A 20,933-nucleotide genomic window follows, 5' to 3' on the forward strand; every position below is an offset into this window, starting at 1 on the left:
GGGGTGAACCGCGTACTAGAACGAGGCGATGACCCGGTCGGCCAGGATGTAGACGTTGTCCTGGCCGCACGCGAAGGTCAGCGCGTAGGCGCCGGAGACCCCGGAACCGCCCAGCAGGAACGGCGTCTCACCGGCGCGCAGGGAATCGGCGAGGCGCTCGGCCGTCTCCCGGTGGCCCGGTGTCATGCAGAGCGTGGTGCCGTCCGCGAAGACGTACACGTCGAGGGTGCCGAGCGGGCCGGGACGGACGTCCGTCAGCTCGACGGCCGTGTCGGCGAGCTCTTCCAGCCGGCTCACGGTGCGCTCGTGGTCGGTGACCACGGGTGTCTGCACGGGGACGAAGTCCGGGTGCGAGGGGTGCCGGCGGCGGGCCGCGGCCAGCTCGGGGGAGTCCTCGGGATAGTCGGAGATCTCCGGAAGTTCGGTGACCTCGGCGAGCTCGCGCTCGCCCAGGGCCCGCTCGCTGAGCTCCGTCAGCTCCTCCAGGGCCTCGGTCGCTTCGAGGTCCATCGCTTCCAGTCCGGCGAAGTCGGCCTGACGCGGAAGGAAGAACGGCACGTCGTCGCCGAGACCGGACAGCCCGCCCAGCAGGGACGGGGCGTCGGCGGCGTCGCGGGCCTCCTGCGCGGCCCAGAAGGCACGCGCCTCGGCGAGCTCGCGCTCCCGCTCCTCGGCGAGTGCTTCGGTGACGGCCGCGCGTATCTCCGCGACGGGGGTGGCTGTACTGCGACTCTGCGGTGGCACGGTGGCCGCGTCGAACCGGCTCGCGGCCAGCTCGGTGCGCAGGGCCGCGACCTGCTTGCGCAGCCCGTGAGCGGCGTGCAGAGCGGCGGCGCCGGCAGCCGTGGCAGCGGCGGTGGTCAGCAACAGGGCAAACGACATGGCGCTCACTGACATACTCCCGGTTTCAATCGATCCCCCGACTTCCTACATCAGCTTGTCCTGTACCTGGGCCGGCTGTCAGTGCATTACGTCACGAATTGGACAGGTCTTTGGGCCTGGTGTTTACCCCTGTGACCAGCGTGACCTGGGGAAACGACTCTCCCCCGGGACGCAGATCACATCCTGGGGGAGATTCGGTCACGGTCGGGGCTCGGAACGGTTCGCACCAGCCGTTCCACGGGAGGGGCGCAGGCGGCCTGATCCGAGCGGGAGGCCCCTCGGGTCTTTCGTCTGGATCATGCCGGGCTCGCGGGGGCCGGCACGCGCATCTGCGGCGTTGTCGGCAATCACCAACGCTCCGCGTTGCCTCGATCCTCCGCCTTGCAGCTGCACGCACCGGCCCCCGCTCCCTGATCCCGGCCTGATCCAGACGAAAGGCCCTTGGTCCTGTCTGGAGTTCCCCCGCGGCGTCGCGGCGTCCGGCACCGCCGCCTCCGGCGTTGTCGTCAGTCGCGAGGGCTCCGCCATCGCTCCCTCCTCCGCCTTGGATTCGACGGCACCGGACGCCGCTCCTTCTCCCGCGCTGGAACTCCAGACAGGACCTAGCTGAGGCGCTCGATGACCATGGCCATGCCCTGGCCGCCGCCCACGCACATGGTCTCCAGGCCGAACTGCTTGTCGTGGAACTGCAGGCTGTTGATCAGCGTGCCGGTGATCCGGGCGCCGGTCATGCCGAAGGGGTGGCCGACGGCGATGGCGCCGCCGTTGACGTTGACCTTGTCCAGCGGCAGGCCGAGGTCGCGGTACGAGGGGATGACCTGGGCGGCGAACGCCTCGTTGATCTCGGCCAGGTCGATGTCGTCGACGGTCAGGCCCGCGCGCTTCAGCGCCTGCTTGCTGGCCTCGACCGGACCGTAGCCCATGATCTCGGGGGACAGGCCGGAGACGCCGGTCGACACGATCCGGGCCAGCGGGGTCAGGCCCAGCTCGCGCGCCTTGGTGTCCGACATGATCACCAGGGCGGCGGCGCCGTCGTTGAGCGGGCAGCAGTTGGCCGCGGTGACCAGGCCGTCGGGGCGGAAGACCGGCTTCAGGCCCTGGACGCCCTCAAGGGTGACGCCCGCGCGCGGGCCGTCGTCCTGCGAGACGACGGTGCCGTCCGGCGTCGTCACCGGGGTGATCTCGCGCTCCCAGAAGCCGTTCTTGATGGCCGCTTCGGCGAGGTTCTGCGAACGCACGCCGAACTCGTCCATGTCCTGGCGCGTGACGCCCTTGAGCCGGGCCAGGTTCTCCGCGGTCTGCCCCATCGAGATGTACGCGTCCGGGACGACGCCGTCCTCGCGGGGGTCGTGCCAGGTCGCGCCCTCCTGCTCGGCGCGCGCCGCGGTGCGCGCCTCGGCCTCGGCGAACAGCGGGTTGTGCGTGTCCGGCAGGCTGTCGGAGTTGCCCTTCACGAAGCGGGACACCATCTCGACACCGGCCGAGATGAACACGTCACCCTCGCCGGCCTTGATGGCGTGCAGCGCCATGCGGCTGGTCTGCAGCGAGGACGAGCAGTAGCGGGTGACCGTGCAGCCGGGAAGGTGGTCCATCCCCATCTGCACGGCGATGATGCGGCCCAGGTTGTTGCCCTGCTCGCCGCCGGGGAGGCCGCAGCCGAGCATCAGGTCATCGATGTCCCGGGGGTCCAGCTCGGGGACCTTGGCCAGCGCGGTCTGGATGATGGTGGCGGTCAGGTCGTCCGCGCGCAGGTCCTTGAGGGACCCCTTGAAGGCCCGGCCGATCGGCGAACGGGCAGCAGAGACGATCACGGCTTCGGGCATCACGCGGCTCCATGAGGGCTGGAAGGCAGGCTGGAAGGCTTGACTGACTTGGAAGCTACCCGGACGTATCGCTGAGGTCACCCGGCAGGCCGTGTGATGCGGGCCTCTTTTCTAAGCAACCGCTCAGTCGCTCCGGGGCTCAGTGCTGTGCATCTGCTCAGTCGGTCTGCCGCGCCTCCCGGTGTGCCGGGCCCTTCTCCGTGTCCGTGGCCTCGTCCGTGGCGTCGTTCGTGACCTCGTGCATGACCGGCTCCCCCGCCGGTACCGCGGTCGCGGGCAGACGCCGCCGCCTGCGGTGCTTGAGGAGGGCCCAGGGTGCCCGGGCGCCCGTGACCTCCGTACCGGCCTCCCGTGCCGCCCTGGAAGCCGCCTTGGCCACCGGCAGCATGCCCTCGCGCCGCGCCCCGTCCAGCCGGTCCGTCTCCGGCCACAGGCCCAGCGCCGCGCACACGGTGGGCAGCATCGCCATCGCAGCCGTCGCGTACCCCTCCGCCGACGGGTGGTAGTTGTCCGGGCCGAACAGCTCGCGCGGATTCGCCGCGAACTCCGGCCCCAGCAGATCGCCCAGCGACACCGTGCGCCCGCCCTGCTCCACGGCGCCGATGGTCTGGGCGGCCGCCAGCTGTCGGCTCACCCGGCGGGCCAGCCAGCGCAGCGGCTGGTAGACCGGCTCGATCGTCCCCAGGTCCGGGCACGTACCCACGATGACCTCGGCGCCGGCGGTCCGCAGCCTGCGGACCGCCGTGGTCAGACACCGCACCGACTGCGTGGCGGGCATCCGGTGCGTCACGTCGTTCGCCCCGATCATGATCACGCACACATCGGGCACCCGCGCCGGATCGGCCAGCACCAGCGAGACCTGGCGCTCCAGGTCGTCGGACCGCGCACCCGGCAGCGCGACGTTCCGCAGATCCACCGGCCGTTCGGAAACGGCCGCCAGTCCCGACGCGAGCAGCGCGCCCGGCGTCTGCCCGGCCCTGCGGACCCCCTGGCCGGCCGCCGTCGAGTCACCGAGCATCGTGAGCCGCAACGGGTCGGCGGGGCTGGTGAACGCCACCCCGTACCGCCCGTCCGCGGGCGGGGGCACCGGTGCCGTACCCCCGCCCACCTGCTTCTTCGCCAGCTGGACCTCGGCCAGCACCACACCTACCGTCGCGGCTCCGATCAGCCCGATGCTGCCGCCACCGTAAGCAGCGCCCGCAGCGATCCGCCGTGCCACCCTCGCACTCGACACAGTCGGGTCCACCTCCTCTTCGCCGTACGCAGTACTGACGTCTACCTGCCCCGTGGGTGGCAGAGCCCAATCGCTTCGCCCAATCACGGGCCCGTAGGCATACTCTGGCCGGACCATCTCGGAGATCCCGGAGTACACGGTGCAATTCCACGATTCGATGATCAGTCTTGTCGGCAACACCCCGCTGGTGAGGCTGCGCAATGTGTCGGCAGGCATTCAGGCGACGGTCCTGGCCAAGGTCGAGTACTTCAACCCAGGCGGGTCGGTGAAGGACCGCATCGCGCTGCGCATGATCGAGGCGGCCGAGCAGAGCGGTGAGCTCAGGCCCGGCGGCACGATCGTCGAGCCGACCAGCGGCAACACAGGCGTCGGCCTCGCCATCGTCGCCCAGCAGAAGGGCTACCACTGCATCTTCGTCTGCCCCGACAAGGTGTCCACGGACAAGATCAATGTGATGCGTGCGTACGGTGCGGAGGTCGTGGTCTGCCCGACGGCCGTCGATCCCGAGCACCCGGACTCGTACTACAACGTCTCCGACCGCCTCGTCCGTGAGACGCCGGGGGCCTGGAAGCCGGACCAGTACTCCAACCCGAACAACCCGCGCTCCCACTACGAGACCACCGGTCCCGAGATCTGGGAGCAGACGGACGGCCGCATCACGCACTTCGTGACGGGCGTCGGCACAGGCGGCACGATCACCGGTACCGGCCGCTACCTCAAGGAGGCCAGCGGCGGCGCCGTGAAGGTCATCGGCGCCGACCCGGAGGGTTCGGTCTACTCGGGCGGCTCCGGACGCCCGTATCTGGTCGAGGGCGTGGGTGAGGACTTCTGGCCCACCGCCTACGACCCCACCGTCACGGACGAGATCATCGCGGTGTCCGACAAGGACTCCTTCCAGATGACCCGCCGTCTCGCCAAGGAGGAGGGCCTGCTCGTCGGCGGCTCCTGCGGCATGGCGGTCGTCGCGGCCCTGGAGGTCGCCTCACGTCTGGGACCGGACGACGTGGTCGTCGTCCTCCTCCCCGACAGCGGGCGCGGCTATCTGAGCAAGATCTTCAACGACGAGTGGATGGCGGACTACGGGTTCCTGGAGAACACCGGTCCGTCCGCCCGCGTCGGTGCCGTCCTGGACTACAAGGAGGGCCCGCTGCCGCACCTCGTCCACATGCACCCCGAGGAGACGGTCGGCGAGGCGATCGAGGTGCTCCGCGAGTACGGCGTCTCCCAGATGCCGATCGTGAAGCCCGGGGCGGGACACCCGGACGTGATGGCCGCCGAGGTCATCGGTTCCGTCGTCGAGCGTCAGCTCCTGGACGCCCTGTTCACCCAGCGCGCCCAGCTCTCCGACGCACTGGAGAAGCACATGTCGGCCCCGCTGCCGCAGGTCGGCTCCGGCGAGCCGGTCGAGGACCTGATGGCCGCGCTCAGCGGCGCGGACGGCGCGGACGCGGCGATCGTGCTGGTGGAGGGCAAGCCCAAGGGTGTCGTGAGCAGGCAGGACCTGCTGGCGTTCCTCGCCAGGGACGCGGGTACGAAGGCGTAACACCGTGTGTCCGGGCTTCGTGAAATCGGTACGAGCGCGTCACGTACGCGCAGCGCCCGCTTAACACGGCTCGGGCAGATTGGCGGGTGTCGGCAGGGGAACCCGCCGGCACCCGAGACGGCGACACGGACTACGGAGCGGCTCCCGGACCTCCACCGTCGCCAGGACGCGGCACCCGGCCCTGACCCGGACCGCGTCCCTCGCGGGGACCGTCGTCGTCCCGCCCTCCGGGCAACCGGGGGTGCGGCGGTCCCCGCGACCGTCTCCCGCACATCGCCCGTACGGCTTCCGTGCGTCCGGCCTCTGCCCGCACCGGCTGCGTCCGCGTACCCGTTCACCCCTCCCAGTCGGAGGCCGTCCTGCGCCCGGCCCGCCGGGTGCGGGACCAGGGCAGGCCGTGAGCCGCGTGCACCGCGTTGACACCGACGATCCCCGCCCACGCCACGACCAGCCCGTCGATCCCCGCGTTCGCGACGCCGATCGCGGACAGCGGGATCGCCAGGACCAGCGAGAGCGCACCGAAGCCGAAGCGCTCGCCGAAGGTCCGCATGCCTTGGGGCGTACGTGTTTCCCGGACCGTGCTCGTGCGCTGCTCGGCGAGATGGCGCCGCGCCCGCCGGTCGAGCGTCCCGTCGAGATGGCGCTCGACCTTCTCCAGGAACGAGTCGACCAGCGCCGACTCGTACTCCGGCCCGAGCTCGCTGCGGGCCTTGAGCATGGCGTCGAGTTCTTTTCTGAGTTCAGGGTCGCGGGCTTCCACGCCCGTACGGTACGAAGCCGGGGGCGCCCTGGGCAGTGGGGCTACCCCCCCTGTTTGCGGCCCCCGGTCCGTTCGCGGCCTCGGCGGGCGGGCCTTCGGTGGACGGCTGGCCTTCGGCGAACGGGCCTCCGGCGGACCGGCCTGTATATGGACATGCAGCCCGCTTGCTGGCTGAATAGATCTGTCGGCGCCGGACCGGCGCGGTGGATCTCTGGAGGGTCAGCATGAGCGGGAGCAGCCCGGCCGCGCGGTTGCAGCGGCTCTTCGAGGGGCATCGGCTCACGCCCACCCAGCGCCGGATCGCCCACTCCATGGTGCGCAGGGCCGGAGACGCGCCGTTCCTGTCCAGCGTGGAGCTGGCCGAGCTGGCCGGGGTCAGTCAGCCGTCCGTCACCCGGTTCGCCGTGGCGCTCGGCTTCGACGGCTATCCCGCGCTGCGCAGGCACCTGCGGGAGGTGGCTCCCGCCGAGACGGCCGCCGGCACCGAGGACACGTACAACGAGTACCAGCAGGCCGTCAGGGCCGAGATCGAGAACCTGCGGCATCTGACCGAACTGCTCGCCGACCCCGGGCCCGTGGAGCGGGCGGGGCGCCTCCTGGCCGGTTCACGGCCGCTGCCGGTGCTGGGGCTGCGGGCCGCTTCCTCGCAGGCGCGGGGATTCGGATACTTCGCCGCCAAGGTGCACCCCGATGTCCGGGTTCTCGACGAGGGCGGCAGCGCGCTGGTCGACCGGATCGACGCCGTCCGGCGGGCGGGTGCCACGGCGCTGGTGTGCTTCGCACTGCCCCGCCATCCCAGGGAGGTCGTGGACGGACTCGCGTACGCCCAGGAGCAGGGGCTGACGGTGGTGACCGTCGCCGACTCCGCGTTCGCCCCGGTGGCCAAGCACAGCGACCTGCTGATTCCCGGCGCTGTCGGAACCGGGCTCGCCTTCGACACCGCGTGCGCGCCGATGCTGCTGGGGCGGGTGCTGCTGGAGGCCATGTGCGACGCCCTGCCCGAGGCCCAGGCCCGGCTGGAGGAGTTCGACGCGCGGGCCGCGGCCCGCGGTCTCTTCGTCGAGTAGGTCCGGTGCCGGACCGGCCGGGAGCGCCACGCCCGGCCGGCGCTCCCGGCGAGCGGGTCAGATCTCCAGTTCGGCTTCGATCCGCTTCAGCTGGTGGCGGGCCATCGCCAGGTTGGCGCGGGTGGAGTCCAGCACCAGGTAGAGGAACAGGCCGTTGCTGCCACGGGTCTTGAGGAGCCGGATCAGGTGGTACTGGGTGCCCAGCGTGATCAGGATGTCCTCGATCTCGTCCTGGATGCCGAGGTGCTCCATGGTGCGGAGCTTGGCGCGTACGACATCGGTGTTGCCCGCGGCCGCGACCTCCAGGTTGAAGTCCTTGCTGCCGCCCAGCGTGCCCAGAGCCATACCGCTCGTGTAGTCGACGAGGGCGACACCGGTGGTGCCCTCGATGGACGTCATCGCTTCCTTCAGTGCCGCTTCGGTGTTCGCCATGGTGCTCGTTTCCTTTCCTGGCCGGTCGGGGTGACCGGAGCTGTTTCCTCGTGTGTGCGGGGTCCGTCCCCGCGGGGGTGCTACGTGAGGGGGCGGTGCGGCAGGGGTCCGCCCGGCGGGGCCGGTTGCCGCGGGGCCGGTTGCCGCGGGGCGGGTTGCTGCGGGGGGCTCACGGTGCGGGCCGGCCGGTCGGTGCGGGTTAGCGCCGTGTCGATGAGTTCGCCGATACGGGTGCCGGAGCGGCGGCCCTCCAGATGGAGACGGCCGACGTTGATGCGGTCCTCGGCCAGCAGCGTCAGGACGGCGGAGGTGCCTGCCGCGTAGGTGGCGATGTAGCCGGCGTCGCCGCGTACCAGGAGTTCGCGGAAGCCGCCGCGGCCGGTGGCGTCGGTCATCCGGATCGCCACGCCGAGTGCGGCGGCGGTCAGCGCGGCCACTCCCTCGGCTTCCACCTCCGGCGTGTCATGAGCCACGACCAGGCCGTCGGTGCTGGCGGCCAGTGCGCCGGAGAGGAGGGGGACGCGGGCCCGTAACCGCTGGAGTTCGTCGAGGACATCCTGCACTTCGGCCTCGGGCACCATCAGTTGTCTCCTCCCGGCACGCTGTCTGAGCGCGCGTATCACAGGGCCTCCAATGCGTCTCGGAGCCGGCGCAACAGGGCGACGTCGGGGTCGGCCGTGACCTCGGGCAGGACGGCCCGGCCGGGCGTCGCGGCGAACGGTGCCGCTCCCCGCCCGACCGCTTCGACCAGCCCGGCAGCCGCGAGCCGCCGCAGGTCGACCAGGATGTGGAACGCCGAACGGCCCAGTTCGCGGGCGATGTCCGAAGCCGTCCGCACACCGTCGGCCAGCTCCAGGACCCGGAGCCGGCCGGGCGGGACCGGAGCGTCCACCGGATGGGCGGTGCGGGTCACCGGCGCGGTGTCGGTCAGCGCATCGGGCCAGATGCGGTCCAGCAGTTCGCGGCGTCGGTGGGTCTCGCGCTGCACGGCGTCGACGGCCACGGGGCGGACCGGGCCGATCCAGTGCGAGACGCCGTAACGGAATCTGGCCGGGGTCCGGGTCGGGGCGAGGGCGAAGAACGCGGCGTCGTACAGGGCGCCCAGGTGGCACAACTCCAGTGCACCGCCCGGAACATGGCCGCTGTCCACCAGGTAGCGGCCCACCCGCTGTCCCGCGCCGGCCTTGGCGACGGCGTCCCACCAGCCCTCGTGGCGTAACGCCCCGCCGGTGGTGAGCAGGATGTCGATGCCGGGAGTGGCGGGGCTCTCGGCGTGCACCACCTGGCCGTCCGCGAGGTAGAGGGTGCCGCGGTCCCGCATCAGGGCGCCGGTGGCACGCTCGGCCGCCAGACGCTGGAGCATGGGGGAGGGTGCGGAGGGCCGCACATCCCCCTCGGAACCGGCGGTGGAGGATCTCATGCCAGGACCAGCCGCTCCGCCATCTCGCCGAGCCGCAGGCGGGCGAGGGCGAGATTGCCTTCCGCCCGGTCCAGCCACAGATGCAGGAAGACGCTGCTGTCGAAGGCCGTCTCGACGAAGCGAAGTATGTGGTAGCCGGAGTGCGTCGTGATGATGACGTCCTCGACCGGCGGGCCGGGTCTCGCGCCGGTCGTCCTTCCGGTCGTCCCGCCGGGCGGCTGGAGAGAGAACGCCGGCTGCTCGGCCGCCATCCGCGCCACCTCCGCCGTCTCGGCCGCGGTGGCCTCGTGGTCGCCGTTGGGCGATTCACCGGCTGTGCCGAGGGCGAGGCCACTCGTCCAGTCGACCACTGCGGCACCCCTGGCGCCGGGCAGTTTCATGACTTCGAGCAGGCACTCGTCGATTCCGGGCACGCGGACTCCCTTCCCGACGTCGCGTACGGCTGTGACCCAGAGGTTACGCAACGTGCCCGCTTCAGGGGGGAGTTCTGGCATTTTCCATTGGTACATGCGCCGGTCGGTGTAGAGGCGATCGGCGGGAAGCTGCCGCTCATCCCGTGCGGCCGTTCCCGTGCGCGTCGCGGGCCACCCTGTTGACTACAAGTATTCAGACCCTCAGGATGTGAATAGAAGTTTCACAGTCGCGAGGAGGCATCGCCATGTCAGGACCCCGCCCCGTACGGGCACCGCGCGGTACCGAACTGAGCACCCTGGGATGGCAGCAGGAAGCCGCCCTCCGCATGCTGCAGAACAACCTCGACCCCGAGGTCGCCGAGCACCCCGACAAGCTCGTCGTCTACGGCGGCACGGGCAAGGCGGCCCGGGACTGGCGCTCGTTCGACGCGATGGTCCGTACGCTGCGGACGCTCAAGCAGGACGAGACGATGCTCGTCCAGTCCGGGCGGCCGGTCGGTGTCATGCAGACCCACGAGTGGGCACCGCGCGTCCTGATCGCCAACTCCAACCTGGTCGGCGACTGGGCGAACTGGGAGGAGTTCCGCCGCCTGGAGTCCCTCGGCCTCACGATGTACGGGCAGATGACCGCCGGGTCCTGGATCTACATCGGCACGCAGGGCATCCTCCAGGGCACGTACGAGACGTTCGCCGCCGTCGCCGCGAAGAAGTTCAACGGCACGCTCGCGGGGACGATCACGCTGACCGCTGGCCTCGGCGGCATGGGCGGCGCCCAGCCGCTGGCCGTGACCATGAACGACGGCGTCGCGATCTGTATCGACTGCGACCCGCGCGCCATCGAGCGCCGGATCGAGCACCGCTTCCTGGACGTGCGGGCCGACAGCCTGGAGCACGCCCTCCAGCTGGCCGTCGAGGCCCGCGACGCCCGCCGGCCGCTCTCCATCGGCCTCCTCGGCAACGCGGCGGAACTGCTTCCCCGCATGCTCGCCGAAGGCGCCCCGGTCGACATCGTCACCGACCAGACCAGCGCGCACGACCCGCTCGCCTACCTCCCGCTCGGTGTCGACTTCGACGACATGGCCTCGTACGCCGCCGAGAAGCCGGCCGACTTCACCCAGCGGGCACGCGAGTCGATGGCCGCGCACGTCGAGGCGATGGTCGGCTTCATGGACGCGGGCGCCGAGGTCTTCGACTACGGCAACTCGATCCGTGGCGAGGCCCAGCTCGCGGGCTACGCCCGGGCGTTCGACTTCCCGGGCTTCGTGCCCGCGTACATCCGACCGCTCTTCTGCGAGGGCAAGGGTCCCTTCCGCTGGGCCGCTCTGTCGGGTGAGGCGTCCGACATCCACAAGACGGACAAGGCGATGCTCGAACTCTTCCCGGAGAACGAGTCGCTGCACCGCTGGATCAAGATGGCCGGCGAGCGCGTCCACTTCCAGGGGCTGCCCGCCCGCATCTGCTGGCTCGGCTACGGCGAGCGCGACAAGGCCGGCGAGCGCTTCAACGACATGGTGGCGAGCGGCGAACTGGCCGCCCCGCTGGCCATCGGGCGCGACCACCTGGACTGCGGCTCGGTCGCCTCGCCGTACCGCGAGACCGAGGCCATGCTCGACGGCTCCGACGCGATCGCCGACTGGCCGCTGCTGAACGCCATGGTCAACGTGGCGTCCGGGGCGTCCTGGGTGTCGATCCACCACGGCGGCGGCGTCGGCATGGGGCGCTCCATCCACGCGGGTCAGGTCACCGTCGCCGACGGTACGAAGCTCGCGGGCGAGAAGATCCGCCGCGTACTGACGAACGACCCGGGCATGGGTGTCATCCGCCACGTCGACGCCGGATACGACATCGCGGAGTCGGTCGCCGAGGACAAGGGCGTACGCGTCCCGATGACGGAGGGCGAGTGACCGCCACCGCGGACAACACCCACGCGGCCACCTCCTTCCATGAGATGTGGCGCGACCTCGCGCCCATCGGGCGCCACGCGGACTCCGGTGGATACCGGCGGTACGCCTGGACCGGTGCCGACGCGGACTGCCGGGACTGGTTCCGTACGCAGGCGGAGGCCCGAGGCCTCACCTGCGAGGTGGACCGCAACGGCAACCAGTGGGCCTGGCTCGGTGACCCCCTCGCGGGCGACGCCGTCGTCACCGGCTCGCACCTGGACTCCGTGCCGGACGGCGGCGCCTTCGACGGCCCGCTCGGCGTGGTCTCCTCCTTCGCCGCGCTCGACGAACTCCGCCGCAGGGGAGCGGAGTTCGCCAGGCCTCTGGCCGTCACCAACTTCGGTGACGAGGAGGGGGCCCGCTTCGGGCTCGCCTGCGTCGGCTCCCGGCTGGCCGCCGGGCAGCTGACCCGGGAGAACGCCCGTCTGCTCCGCGACGGGGACGGGGTGTCGCTGCCGCAGGCCATGGCAGCCGCCGGATACGACCCGGACGCCATCGGCCCGGACCCCGAACGGCTCGCCCGTATAGGCGCGTTCGTCGAACTGCACGTGGAGCAGGGGCGCGCCCTCGACCTCACCGGCGACCCGGTCGGCATCGCCTCCGCCATCTGGCCGCACGGACGCTGGCGCTTCGACTTCCGGGGCGAGGCCAACCACGCGGGCACCACCCGGCTCGCCGACCGCCGCGACCCGATGCTCACGTACGCGGAGACCGTGCTCGCCGCCCGCAGGGAGGCGGAGCTCGCCGGCGGTCTCGCCACCTTCGGAAAGATCGCCGTCGAGCCGAACGGCGTCAACGCCATCCCCTCCCTCGTGCGCGGCTGGCTCGACTCCCGCGCCGCCGACCAGGCCACCCTGGACACCGTCGTCACGGCCGTCGAGCGCGCCGCCCGTGACCACGCGGAGCGGGCCGGGATCGACCTGGACGTCGTACGGGAGTCCGTCACCCCGGTGGTGGAGTTCGAGCACGCCCTGCGGGACGAGATCGCCAGGCTCCTCACCGCCCGCCCGTCCCACGACACCGACCGGCCCGTACCCGTGCTCGGTACCGGAGCGGGGCACGATGCGGGCATTCTGTCCGCTTCGGTGCCTACCGCCATGCTGTTCGTCCGCAACCCCACCGGCATCTCGCACTCGCCGGCCGAATACGCCGCCGAGGACGACTGCGTGGCCGGTGTGCTCGCACTCGCCGACGTACTGGAAGGCCTCGCGTGCCGCTGACAACCGAGCCGGGCCCGGTGCCGGCCGCACCCGTCTCCACCACCTACTGGCTCTCCCAGGCCTGGCTCGGCGGTCACGTCGAGCCAGGCGTGGTCCTGGACGTCGCCGGCGGACGGATCACCGGTGTGCGCACCGGCGTCGGCACACCCCCGCCCGGCGCCGCGGTGCTGCGCGGACTGACGCTCCCCGGGCTGGCCAACACCCACTCGCACGCCTTCCACCGGGCCCTGCGCGGCAGTGTCCAGGTGGGCTCCGGCACCTTCTGGACCTGGCGCGAGCTGATGTACGGGACGGCCTCCCGGCTGACCCCCGACACCTACTACGACCTGGCCCGCGCCACGTACGCCGAAATGGCCCTGGCCGGCATCACCTCCGTCGGCGAATTCCACTATCTGCACCACGCGCCGGGCGGCACTCCCTACGAGAACCCGAACGCGATGGGGGAAGCGCTCATCGCCGCCGCCGCCGAGGCCGGAATCCGCATCACCCTGCTGGACACCGCCTACCTCGCGGCCGGATTCGGTGAGAAGCCCGGACGCCAGCAGCTCCGCTTCTCCGACACCACCGCCGACGCCTGGGCCGAGCGCGCCTCCCTCCTCAAGGGGGACGACCACGCGCTGATCGGCGCCGCCATCCACTCCGTACGGGCGGTGCCGGCCGGGCAGCTCGCCACCGTCGCCGAGTGGGCCGAGGAGAGGGAAGCGCCGCTCCACGTCCACCTCTCCGAGCAGACCGCGGAGAACGAGGCCTGCCTCGCGGCCCACGGCCGCACCCCCACCCGGCTGCTCGCCGACCACGGGGTGCTCGGCCGCCGCACCACCGGCATCCACAACACGCACCTCACCCCCGAGGACATCGGTCTGCTGGGCTCCTCGGTCACCGGCACGTGCATGTGCCCGACCACCGAACGCGACCTCGCCGACGGCATCGGACCCGCCGTCGCCCTCCAGCGCGCGGGCTCCCCGCTCTCGCTGGGCAGCGACAGCCACGCCGTGATCGACCTCTTCGAAGAGGCGCGGGCGATGGAGCTCAACGAGCGCCTGCGCACCCATGTGCGCGGCCACTGGACGGCATCGGCCCTGCTCCGGGCCGCATCCGCCACCGGGCACGCCGCACTCGGCCGCCCGGAAGCGGGCATCATCGAACCCGGTGCGCCCGCCGATCTCACCACCGTCGCCCTGGACTCCGTCAGAACAGCGGGACCGCCGCCCCGGCTGGCAGCCGAAGCGGTCGTATTCGCCGCCTCCGCCGCAGACGTGCGGCACACGGTCGTGGCAGGGCGGCACATCGTCCGGGACGGTCACCACACCCGGGTGCAGGACGTGCCCGCAGCACTCGCCTCGGCCATCGCGGCCCTGCACGGCTGATCCAGGAACCTCCGGACCCTCGCGCAAGGAGAAAAAGACTCCTCATGACGACGACCGCCGTCATCAACATCGCCAGCCTGGTCACCAACGACCCCTCCCTCGGAAACGGGACCCCCCTGGGCCTGATCCGGGACGCGGCCGTCGTCATCGAGGGCGACCGCGTCGTCTGGACCGGTGAATCAAGCAAAGCACCCGCCACTGACAACGCCGTCGACGCGGGCGGCCGGGCCGTGATCCCGGGCTTCGTCGACTCCCATTCCCACCTCCTCTTCGCGGGGGACCGCACCGAGGAGTTCAACGCCCGGATGTCCGGCGTGCCCTACACCGCGGGCGGCATCCGAACGACCGTGGCCGCCACCCGCGCCGCCTCGGACGACGAACTCGCCGCGAACGTCTCCCGCTACCTCGCCGAGGCGGTACGGCAGGGCACCACCACCTTCGAGACCAAGTCCGGCTACGGCCTCACCGTCGAGGACGAGGCCCGGGCCCTGCGCATCGCCGCCGACCACACCGAAGAGGTCACCTACCTCGGCGCCCACGTCGTACCACCGGACTACGCCGACGACCCGGCCGGCTACGTCGCCCTGGTCACCGGTCCGATGCTGGACGCCTGCGCCCCGTACGCCCGTTGGATCGACGTCTTCTGCGAGAAGGGCGCCTTCGACGGCGACCAGGCCCGCGCCATCCTCACCGCGGGCCGCGCCAAGGGGCTGCACCCGCGCATCCACGCCAACCAGCTCGGTCACGGACCCGGCGTCCAGCTCGCCGTGGAGCTCGACGCGGCGTCCGCCGACCACTGCACCCATCTGACCGACGCGGACGTCGACGCGCTGGGCCAGGGCGACACGGTCGCCACTCTGCTGCCGGGTGCCGAGTTCTCCACCCGGGCGACCTGGCCCGACGCCCGCCGCATCCTCGACGCGGGCGCCACCGTCGCCCTCTCCACGGACTGCAACCCGGGCTCGTCCTTCACGTCCTCCATGCCCTTCTGTATCGCCCTCGCCGTACGGGACATGGGCATGACGCCGGACGAGGCGCTGTGGTCCGCCACCGCGGGCGGCGCCGCCGCGCTGCGCCGTACGGACATCGGCGGCATCACCCCGGGCACCCGCGCCGATCTGGTCCTCCTCGACGCGCCGAGCCATGTCCACCTCGCCTACCGGCCGGGAGTGCCGCTGGTCAGCGCGGTCTGGCAGCGCGGACAGCGCGTCCTCTGAGCCCCGTTGACCCGTCCGTTCCTCTGACAAGGCCCCACACATGCGGAAGGACCCGCCCGTTGTCGGGCAGGTCCTTCCGCAAGAATTCACCGGCCGGGCCGGGAATGTGCTGGGCCGGGAAGTGCCGGGCCGGAATGGGCCGGGCCGGGAACGCCCCGTCCGGCAGGTCATTCCTCCAGGGTCAGGCCCTTCCTGAGCTTGACCAGGGTCCGCGAGAGCAGCCGGGACACGTGCATCTGCGAGATGCCGAGCTCCTCGCCGATCTCCGACTGCGTCATGTTGGCGACGAAGCGGAGGGAGAGGATCGTCCGGTCACGCATCGGGAGCGAGGCGATGAGCGGCTTCAGGGACTCGACGTACTCGATGCCTTCGAGCCCGTGGTCCTCGTAGCCGATCCGGTCCGCCAGCGCGCTCTCGTGATCGTTCTCCTCGGGCTTGGCGTCCAGCGAGCTCGCGGTGTACGCGTTGCTCGCGACCATGCCCTCGACGACCTCGTCGTCGGTGATGCCGAGGCGCTCGCCGAGCTCCGTCACGGTGGGCGCCCGGTCCAGCTTCTGGGAGAGCTCGTCGCCCGCCTTGGCCAGGTCGAGCCGCAGTTCCTGCAGGCGACGCGGGACGCGCACGGACCAACTGGTGTCGCGGAAGAAGCGCTTGATCTCGCCGATGACGGTCGGCATCGCGAACGTCGGGAACTCGACGCCGCGGCTGAGCTCGAATCGGTCGATCGCCTTGATCAGCCCGATCGTGCCGACCTGGACGATGTCCTCCATCGGCTCGCTGCGGGAGCGGAACCGGGAGGCGGCGAACTTGACGAGGGCCATGTTCAGCTCGACGAGCGTGTTGCGTACGTACGCGTACTCGTGGGTGCCCTCTTCGAGGGATTCGAGCCGCGCGAAGAGGGTCTTCGACAGCGCCCTCGAATCCACGGGCCCCAGTTCGGCGTAGGGCGGGATCTCGGGCAGGTCCTCCAGCCACTCCAGAACCTCCAGCCCCTTGCCGTACTCGGCGGCGGAGGCATCGGCGCTGTCGGCGCCGTCAGTGCTGTCGGCTGTGCTGGTCATACCGGTGGAGCTGGTGGTGCCGGTCTTGCTGGTGGTGCCGGTGGTGCTGGTGCGCGGGCCGGGTACGGCGATCGCGGCAGGGGGGTCGGAATCGGTCGGTCCCTGAGGACATATCGACGGCACATCGTGGGTACGCGCTACGTCGAGCCGGGGTGACATGCTTCTCCTCCATCGGTCTCGGCATATGGCTGCCGATGCCCATACGTGTTCCTGCGGTGAAGCGGCGCCTCCAAAGCCACGAAAATTGTTACCCCCTACCCTTACCCGCTTCCTGCTGGGACTTACAAGCTTCAAATCACCCACTATGTCTGCTTTGTCAAGGTCTTCGGCTACCGCGTGGCGTACTAAACGCGTAGAGTTTTACGAACGTCGGCGACAGCTGGGCGGACAGCCGCGCACATCTCCGCGCGGATGGTTACGGACGACAAAGAGGAACGGCATGGACCGCGGGACGGTCGGCAGTGCGAACCGGGGTCGGCTTCAGGTCGAGGTCCGGACCGAGGGGCGCAGCGAAGTGGTGACGCCGGTGGGTGAGCTCGATCACCACACCGCGGATCTGCTGCGGGAACCTTTGGAGAATGCGGTCGAGCAAGGGCGCGTGCGCCTGGTGGTCGACTGTTCGCAACTCGAGTTCTGCGACTCCACCGGGCTGAACGTGCTGCTCGGCGCCCGTCTCAGCGCGGAAGCCGCCGGAGGTGGCGTCCATCTGGCCGGTATGCCTCCCGTGGTGGCGAGAGTCTTCGAGATCACCGGGGCCGAAGCGGTTTTCACCGTCCACGCCTCGCTCGAGGACGCTCTCAACTCCTGACCGCGCACGCACCTCCGCAGTCCCCGGCGCACCGGGTGTCGCTCTCGTCATGCGATCGCGTGGACCAAGTGGGTGTTGTCACGATTCCCCCGGGCAGGAGACATCTCGATGGCGTCCCTGACAGCCCGCACACTCTGTATCTGATCAGTATCCGTTCAATGGCGACATGTTGAATCGGTGAGGTGAAGCGCTGATGAGCACCACCCGGCAGCATCCGCCGGGCGACCTCGGCCGCGAGCCGGACGACGCGGGGCGAGACTCCGCCGCTCCGGAGAGTCGGCAGTGGCGCACGATCTCACTGGGACAGGCCAGTGGCATCGTGCCCATGGCCCGGGATTTCGCCCGGCAGGCCCTGTACGACTGGGGCTGGCTCCCGGCCGCGGGCGCCGACCGGCGTGCTGCCGCAGAGGACGTGCTGCTGGTCGTCTCCGAGCTGGTCACCAACGCGTGTCTGCACGCGGAGGGCCCCGAGGAGCTCCGCATCGCGTGCACGCCGAAGGCGCTGCGGGTGGAGGTCGTCGACCGCGGCGCGGGCCAGCCCGAGCCCCGGAGCCCGCACCGCGCGGGACGGCCGGGCGGTCACGGCATGTTCATCGTGCAGCGCCTCTGTCTGGACTGGGGCGTCACGCGCGCGCCCGACGCGCCGGGCAAGACCGTCTGGGCGGAGCTGGCCGCGCCCGCGTGATGCCGCCGGGCCGGGCAGGCCCCGGATCGGCACGCCGAAGAAGCACGCACAGCGACACCTGAAGAAGCACCACGGCGACACCCGAAGAAGCATCACGGCGACACCCGAAGAAGCATCACGGCGACACCCGAAGAGCGCACCGGATCGGTGCGCTCCTTTGTCTTCCCTCCAAAAGGCCCCAGGCGTACCTTGGGCGCCAAATCTGATGCGTCGTCAGTAAAACGCGGCCGTACGGAATCACGCGGCCCGCTCGGCGACTCCCGGCATGAGGGGAACTCGAGGTGTCGAACCAGTCGAACCGGAAGAGGACAGCTCTCGCTGCGGTGTCCGCGATGGCGGGCGCGGCGGTGCTGCTGGCGGCGCCCGTCGCCCATGCCGAGGTCGTGGACGTCAACTACCAGTGCCAGACGCCGATCGGCCCCAAAGGCGCGGTGTCGCCCATCGACATCAAGGGCGTCAGGAGCGGCAGTGGCTACACGCTCACCATGTCCTTCCAGAAGGGCGTCTCCTCCAGCCCGGTGGAGCTGGGCAAGGGCGCCATGAAGCCGAGCGCGGTGATCGAGACGGGCGGCGCCGAGAGCGGCAGGATCCAGGTCAGCGGGCCGGCGAACACGGCAGCCGTTCCCGCCAACACCCCCATCAAGATCAGCGACTTGTCGGGCACGTACACCCCGAAGAAGTCGGGCAAGGTCACCTTCACCGCCGGGGTGCTCACCATCAAGGCCCTGGGTACGACGACGACCTGTACGCCGAAGAACAACCCCAAGCCCTCGCTCGAACTCGACGTGACGGGAGGCGTCCCGGCCGCGCAGGACGCCCCGGCGGGCGGCGGCGAGCTCCCGAAGACCGGCCCCCTCGACTCGGCCGCCGCGCTCGGCACGCTCGGCGGCACCGTCCTGCTGACCGGCGCGGCCGGAGTGCTGTGGCTGACCCGGCGCGGACAGCGCGCCACGGGCTGACCCGAGCCCGCCCCACCCAGCCAGGCCCGCCGCAAGCACCCGTACCAGGGGAGCCGCCCATGTCGCTGTCGACCGGCCACGCCGCCCGTGCGGCGCTCGCCGTAATCCTGTGCGCCCTCGCCGTGACCCCGGCAGCCGGCACCGATCGCCGGGACGCCGCCCCGCAGGGCTGGTCCGCGGGACCCACCGGCGGCGGTGCGCGGCCGAGCGGCGACGGACGGCCGTACTTCTACCTGGAGGGCGCCCCCGGCGCCGTACTGGAGGACAGGCTCTCGGTGACCAACCCGGGCCGCACCCCGGTCACCGTGCGGCTGCGGGGCGCCGACGCGTACGACACGACGGACGGCGGCTTCGCCGTACGGGAGAAGCGCCCGACCGGTACGGGGGCCTGGCTGCGGCTCGCCTCGCGCGAGGTGACCGTACCCGCCAGGACCCGCGCCGAGGTCCCCTTCGCCGTCACCGTCCCGTCCGGCGCGGCACCCGGTGACCACCCCGGCGCCGTCCTCGCCGCGAGCGGGGGGCGCGAAGTGGGCGTGCGCCTGCATCTGCGGGTGAGCGGGCCGACGCTGGCCGCGCTCACCGTCGAGGACGTCACCGTTTCCGGGCAGACCATCCGTTACGCCCTCGTCAACCGGGGGAACGCCGCACTCGTGCCGCGCCTGGCCCTCACCGCCGAGGGCCTGACCGGAGCGTTCCCGGCCCGGAAGGCCCGCACGCTGCCGGTGGAACTCCTGCCCGGACAACGGGTCGAACTGACCGAAGTCTGGCCCGACGCGCCCGCCTTCGACCGGGTCACCGTCCGGCTGCGCGTCACGGCGGCGGGAGGAGCGCGCGGTGAGGCGTCGGCGTCGGCGGTGTACGTCCCCTGGGTCCCCCTGAGCGTCGGCGCGCTGCTGGTGCTCGTGGCGACCGGCGCGGGTGCCTGCGCGTTACGCCGACGCGGGCGTGGGCGCCGTGAGGCTCCCGAAGACGGCCCGATCGACCCGCCCGCGGACCATGAACCAGCCACCCCGGACCGGCACTTGGCGAAGACAGGAGCGCACTCGTGACCACAGCGCCCGGAGCGGTGCCCGTCCGGTTTCCCGTCCTCCTGCTCGTCCTTCTGCCGGCCCTCCTGTTCCTGCCCGCTCCCTACGCCTCGGCCGCCGAAGGGAAGCCCGCCGTCACTCTTTCCGCCCCTCAGGCGGGCAAGGGCGGCGAGATCACCGTCAAGGGCCGTGACTGGCGCCCCGACACCCTGCTGATGATGCTGATCTGCGGACAGGCCACGGCCGCCGGGGGCGTGATCGGCGGCACCAACTCCTGTGCCAACGCCGAGGGCCGCGCCGTCACCACCGACGAGGCGGGCGCCTTCACCAAGGACATGCCCGTAGCCGAACCGCCCGTGCCCTGCCCCTGTGTCGTACACGTGGCCACGGTCACCGGTGAACAAGCCACCGCCGACGCGGTCTTCGTGGTCGCGGGGCACCCCACCGCCCCACTTCCCCAGGAGACCGGGGGCGGGAAGCTCGCCGTGCTGGCGACCACCCGGCTGGCGGGCGACAGCGGGCTGCTGACCTGGTTCGGGGCGCCGGCCTCCCGGAAGCTCGTCTTCACGGTCGGCAACCTCGGCTCCGCGCCGGTCAAGGACCCCGTTTTCGAGATCGGCACCGCGCACGGCGTCTACGCCCCGCAGTGGGAGGAGCGGCAGTGGCGCGGCACCGTCGCACCCGGCCGCAAGGCGCAGATCGAGCTGCCCGTCGAGCTGGCCGCCGGCGCGCACGGCGACTACCAGGTCTCCCTGCGGTACGGGACGAAGGTGCTGGCCGAGCAGCCGTGGCGGGTGGGCCGCCCCTGGGGCGTCACGCTCTTCTGGATCCTGCTGTGCGTCGTCGTACCGGCTGCCGTCTTCCGTGTCGGCATGGCCGTCGTCGACAAGGTACGGCCCCGCCCCGCCGCGAGCCGTTCGCCTCTCGTACGTCACCGCCCCCGGCGGCGTACCGGAGCCGCCTCGCGCGTGAGCACCACGACCACGGCACCGCTGCCGTGGTTCACCCCGGATTCCGCACCGTCCGAGAACAGACCCACGACGAAGGGACATTCGTGAGCACGCAACGGAG

General features: G+C 71.4%; 20 protein-coding genes. 11 read left to right on the forward strand and 9 right to left on the reverse strand.

Annotation, left to right across the window (positions count from 1 at the left end):
• Positions 1-15: 15 nt before the first annotated feature.
• The 3 genes from F0344_RS21865 to F0344_RS21875 form a co-directional block, all read right to left on the reverse strand.
• A complete protein-coding gene (locus F0344_RS21865; RefSeq protein WP_185300417.1) occupies positions 16-897 on the reverse strand; it encodes a hypothetical protein in 882 nt (293 codons plus the stop codon).
• Between the two features lie 587 nt (positions 898-1,484).
• A complete protein-coding gene (locus tag F0344_RS21870; RefSeq protein ID WP_185300418.1) occupies positions 1,485-2,705 on the reverse strand; it encodes an acetyl-CoA C-acetyltransferase in 1,221 nt (406 codons plus the stop codon).
• Between the two features lie 157 nt (positions 2,706-2,862).
• Complete coding sequence (locus F0344_RS21875; protein ID WP_258050042.1) at positions 2,863-3,924, reverse strand: SGNH/GDSL hydrolase family protein; 1,062 nt, start codon at positions 3,922-3,924, stop codon at positions 2,863-2,865.
• A gap of 154 nt (positions 3,925-4,078) precedes the next feature.
• Here F0344_RS21875 and F0344_RS21880 point away from each other — a divergent pair, with 154 nt between their 5' ends.
• A complete protein-coding gene (locus F0344_RS21880; RefSeq protein ID WP_185300419.1) occupies positions 4,079-5,482 on the forward strand; it encodes a cystathionine beta-synthase in 1,404 nt (467 codons plus the stop codon).
• A 334-nt stretch (positions 5,483-5,816) separates the two neighbouring features.
• Here F0344_RS21880 and F0344_RS21885 read toward each other — a convergent pair whose 3' ends face one another.
• The gene (locus tag F0344_RS21885) at positions 5,817-6,242 is read right to left on the reverse strand and encodes a hypothetical protein (RefSeq protein ID WP_185300420.1); all 426 of its coding nucleotides are present in this window, start codon (positions 6,240-6,242) and stop codon (positions 5,817-5,819) included.
• 224 nt (positions 6,243-6,466) lie between these two features.
• Here F0344_RS21885 and F0344_RS21890 point away from each other — a divergent pair, with 224 nt between their 5' ends.
• Complete coding sequence (locus F0344_RS21890) at positions 6,467-7,309, forward strand: MurR/RpiR family transcriptional regulator (protein WP_185300421.1); 843 nt, start codon at positions 6,467-6,469, stop codon at positions 7,307-7,309.
• 57 nt (positions 7,310-7,366) lie between these two features.
• Here the strand turns inward: F0344_RS21890 and F0344_RS21895 are convergent, their stop codons facing one another.
• The 4 genes from F0344_RS21895 to F0344_RS21910 all read right to left on the reverse strand — a co-directional run bounded on the left by F0344_RS21895 (position 7,367) and on the right by F0344_RS21910 (position 9,574).
• Positions 7,367-7,741: a hypothetical protein gene (locus F0344_RS21895; RefSeq protein ID WP_185300422.1), complete on the reverse strand. Its 375-nt coding sequence runs from the start codon at positions 7,739-7,741 to the stop codon at positions 7,367-7,369.
• A gap of 80 nt (positions 7,742-7,821) precedes the next feature.
• The gene (locus tag F0344_RS21900) at positions 7,822-8,322 is read right to left on the reverse strand and encodes a roadblock/LC7 domain-containing protein (protein ID WP_185300423.1); all 501 of its coding nucleotides are present in this window, start codon (positions 8,320-8,322) and stop codon (positions 7,822-7,824) included.
• A gap of 38 nt (positions 8,323-8,360) precedes the next feature.
• Entirely contained in the window at positions 8,361-9,161 is an 801-nt protein-coding gene (locus F0344_RS21905) for a winged helix-turn-helix domain-containing protein (protein ID WP_185300424.1), read from the reverse strand.
• The gene (locus F0344_RS21910) at positions 9,158-9,574 is read right to left on the reverse strand and encodes a hypothetical protein (protein WP_185300425.1); all 417 of its coding nucleotides are present in this window, start codon (positions 9,572-9,574) and stop codon (positions 9,158-9,160) included. The genes F0344_RS21905 and F0344_RS21910 overlap by 4 nt, the downstream gene beginning before the upstream one ends.
• A 245-nt stretch (positions 9,575-9,819) precedes the next feature.
• On the opposite strand from F0344_RS21910, the gene hutU reads away from it, so the two are divergent.
• From hutU to hutI, 4 genes are read left to right on the forward strand one after another with little or no spacing between them, the layout of a single operon-like run.
• Positions 9,820-11,478 carry a urocanate hydratase gene (gene hutU / locus F0344_RS21915; protein WP_185300426.1) on the forward strand — a complete coding sequence of 553 codons (1,659 nt, stop codon included), beginning with the start codon at positions 9,820-9,822 and terminating at the stop codon, positions 11,476-11,478.
• A 44-nt stretch (positions 11,479-11,522) separates the two neighbouring features.
• Complete coding sequence (locus F0344_RS21920; protein ID WP_185302820.1) at positions 11,523-12,737, forward strand: allantoate amidohydrolase; 1,215 nt, start codon at positions 11,523-11,525, stop codon at positions 12,735-12,737.
• Positions 12,728-14,104 (forward strand): formimidoylglutamate deiminase, encoded by a 1,377-nt coding sequence (locus tag F0344_RS21925; protein ID WP_185300427.1) that lies wholly within the window; start codon positions 12,728-12,730, stop codon positions 14,102-14,104. Before F0344_RS21920 ends, F0344_RS21925 begins: the two co-directional genes overlap by 10 nt.
• A 44-nt stretch (positions 14,105-14,148) precedes the next feature.
• Positions 14,149-15,321 (forward strand): imidazolonepropionase, encoded by a 1,173-nt coding sequence (hutI, locus tag F0344_RS21930; RefSeq protein ID WP_185300428.1) that lies wholly within the window; start codon positions 14,149-14,151, stop codon positions 15,319-15,321.
• A 167-nt stretch (positions 15,322-15,488) separates the two neighbouring features.
• On the opposite strand, the gene F0344_RS21935 is transcribed toward hutI, so the two are convergent.
• Positions 15,489-16,541 (reverse strand): RNA polymerase sigma factor SigF, encoded by a 1,053-nt coding sequence (locus F0344_RS21935; protein WP_185300429.1) that lies wholly within the window; start codon positions 16,539-16,541, stop codon positions 15,489-15,491.
• Between the two features lie 280 nt (positions 16,542-16,821).
• Here F0344_RS21935 and F0344_RS21940 point away from each other — a divergent pair, with 280 nt between their 5' ends.
• The 5 genes from F0344_RS21940 (at position 16,822) to F0344_RS21960 (ending at position 20,920) form a co-directional block, all read left to right on the forward strand.
• Complete coding sequence (locus tag F0344_RS21940) at positions 16,822-17,190, forward strand: STAS domain-containing protein (protein ID WP_185300430.1); 369 nt, start codon at positions 16,822-16,824, stop codon at positions 17,188-17,190.
• 193 nt (positions 17,191-17,383) lie between these two features.
• Entirely contained in the window at positions 17,384-17,875 is a 492-nt protein-coding gene (locus F0344_RS21945) for an ATP-binding protein (protein WP_185300431.1), read from the forward strand.
• Positions 17,876-18,207: 332 nt separating this feature from the next.
• Positions 18,208-18,834: a peptidase gene (locus F0344_RS21950; RefSeq protein WP_185302821.1), complete on the forward strand. Its 627-nt coding sequence runs from the start codon at positions 18,208-18,210 to the stop codon at positions 18,832-18,834.
• A 59-nt stretch (positions 18,835-18,893) separates the two neighbouring features.
• Positions 18,894-19,883, forward strand: coding sequence for a COG1470 family protein (locus F0344_RS21955; RefSeq protein ID WP_185300432.1), 990 nt, complete (start codon positions 18,894-18,896; stop codon positions 19,881-19,883).
• Positions 19,880-20,920 (forward strand): hypothetical protein, encoded by a 1,041-nt coding sequence (locus tag F0344_RS21960; protein ID WP_185300433.1) that lies wholly within the window; start codon positions 19,880-19,882, stop codon positions 20,918-20,920. Before F0344_RS21955 ends, F0344_RS21960 begins: the two co-directional genes overlap by 4 nt.
• Positions 20,921-20,933: the final 13 nt, after the last annotated feature.

This window comes from Streptomyces finlayi (assembly GCF_014216315.1).
GTDB lineage: Bacteria > Actinomycetota > Actinomycetes > Streptomycetales > Streptomycetaceae > Streptomyces > Streptomyces finlayi_A.

Coding starts and splice junctions, on each gene's coding strand:
- F0344_RS21870 (WP_185300418.1), bottom strand. CDS start 2,705: ATGCCCGAAGCCGTGATCGTCTCTGCTGCCCGTTCGCCGATCGGCCGG.
- F0344_RS21900 (WP_185300423.1), bottom strand. CDS start 8,322: ATGGTGCCCGAGGCCGAAGTGCAGGATGTCCTCGACGAACTCCAGCGG.
- hutU (WP_185300426.1), top strand. CDS start 9,820: ATGTCAGGACCCCGCCCCGTACGGGCACCGCGCGGTACCGAACTGAGC.
- F0344_RS21945 (WP_185300431.1), top strand. CDS start 17,384: ATGAGCACCACCCGGCAGCATCCGCCGGGCGACCTCGGCCGCGAGCCG.
- F0344_RS21890 (WP_185300421.1), top strand. CDS start 6,467: ATGAGCGGGAGCAGCCCGGCCGCGCGGTTGCAGCGGCTCTTCGAGGGG.
- hutI (WP_185300428.1), top strand. CDS start 14,149: ATGACGACGACCGCCGTCATCAACATCGCCAGCCTGGTCACCAACGAC.
- F0344_RS21920 (WP_185302820.1), top strand. CDS start 11,523: ATGTGGCGCGACCTCGCGCCCATCGGGCGCCACGCGGACTCCGGTGGA.
- F0344_RS21955 (WP_185300432.1), top strand. CDS start 18,894: ATGTCGCTGTCGACCGGCCACGCCGCCCGTGCGGCGCTCGCCGTAATC.
- F0344_RS21935 (WP_185300429.1), bottom strand. CDS start 16,541: ATGTCACCCCGGCTCGACGTAGCGCGTACCCACGATGTGCCGTCGATA.
- F0344_RS21950 (WP_185302821.1), top strand. CDS start 18,208: ATGGCGGGCGCGGCGGTGCTGCTGGCGGCGCCCGTCGCCCATGCCGAG.
- F0344_RS21865 (WP_185300417.1), bottom strand. CDS start 897: ATGTCAGTGAGCGCCATGTCGTTTGCCCTGTTGCTGACCACCGCCGCT.
- F0344_RS21905 (WP_185300424.1), bottom strand. CDS start 9,161: ATGAGATCCTCCACCGCCGGTTCCGAGGGGGATGTGCGGCCCTCCGCA.
- F0344_RS21940 (WP_185300430.1), top strand. CDS start 16,822: ATGGACCGCGGGACGGTCGGCAGTGCGAACCGGGGTCGGCTTCAGGTC.
- F0344_RS21895 (WP_185300422.1), bottom strand. CDS start 7,741: ATGGCGAACACCGAAGCGGCACTGAAGGAAGCGATGACGTCCATCGAG.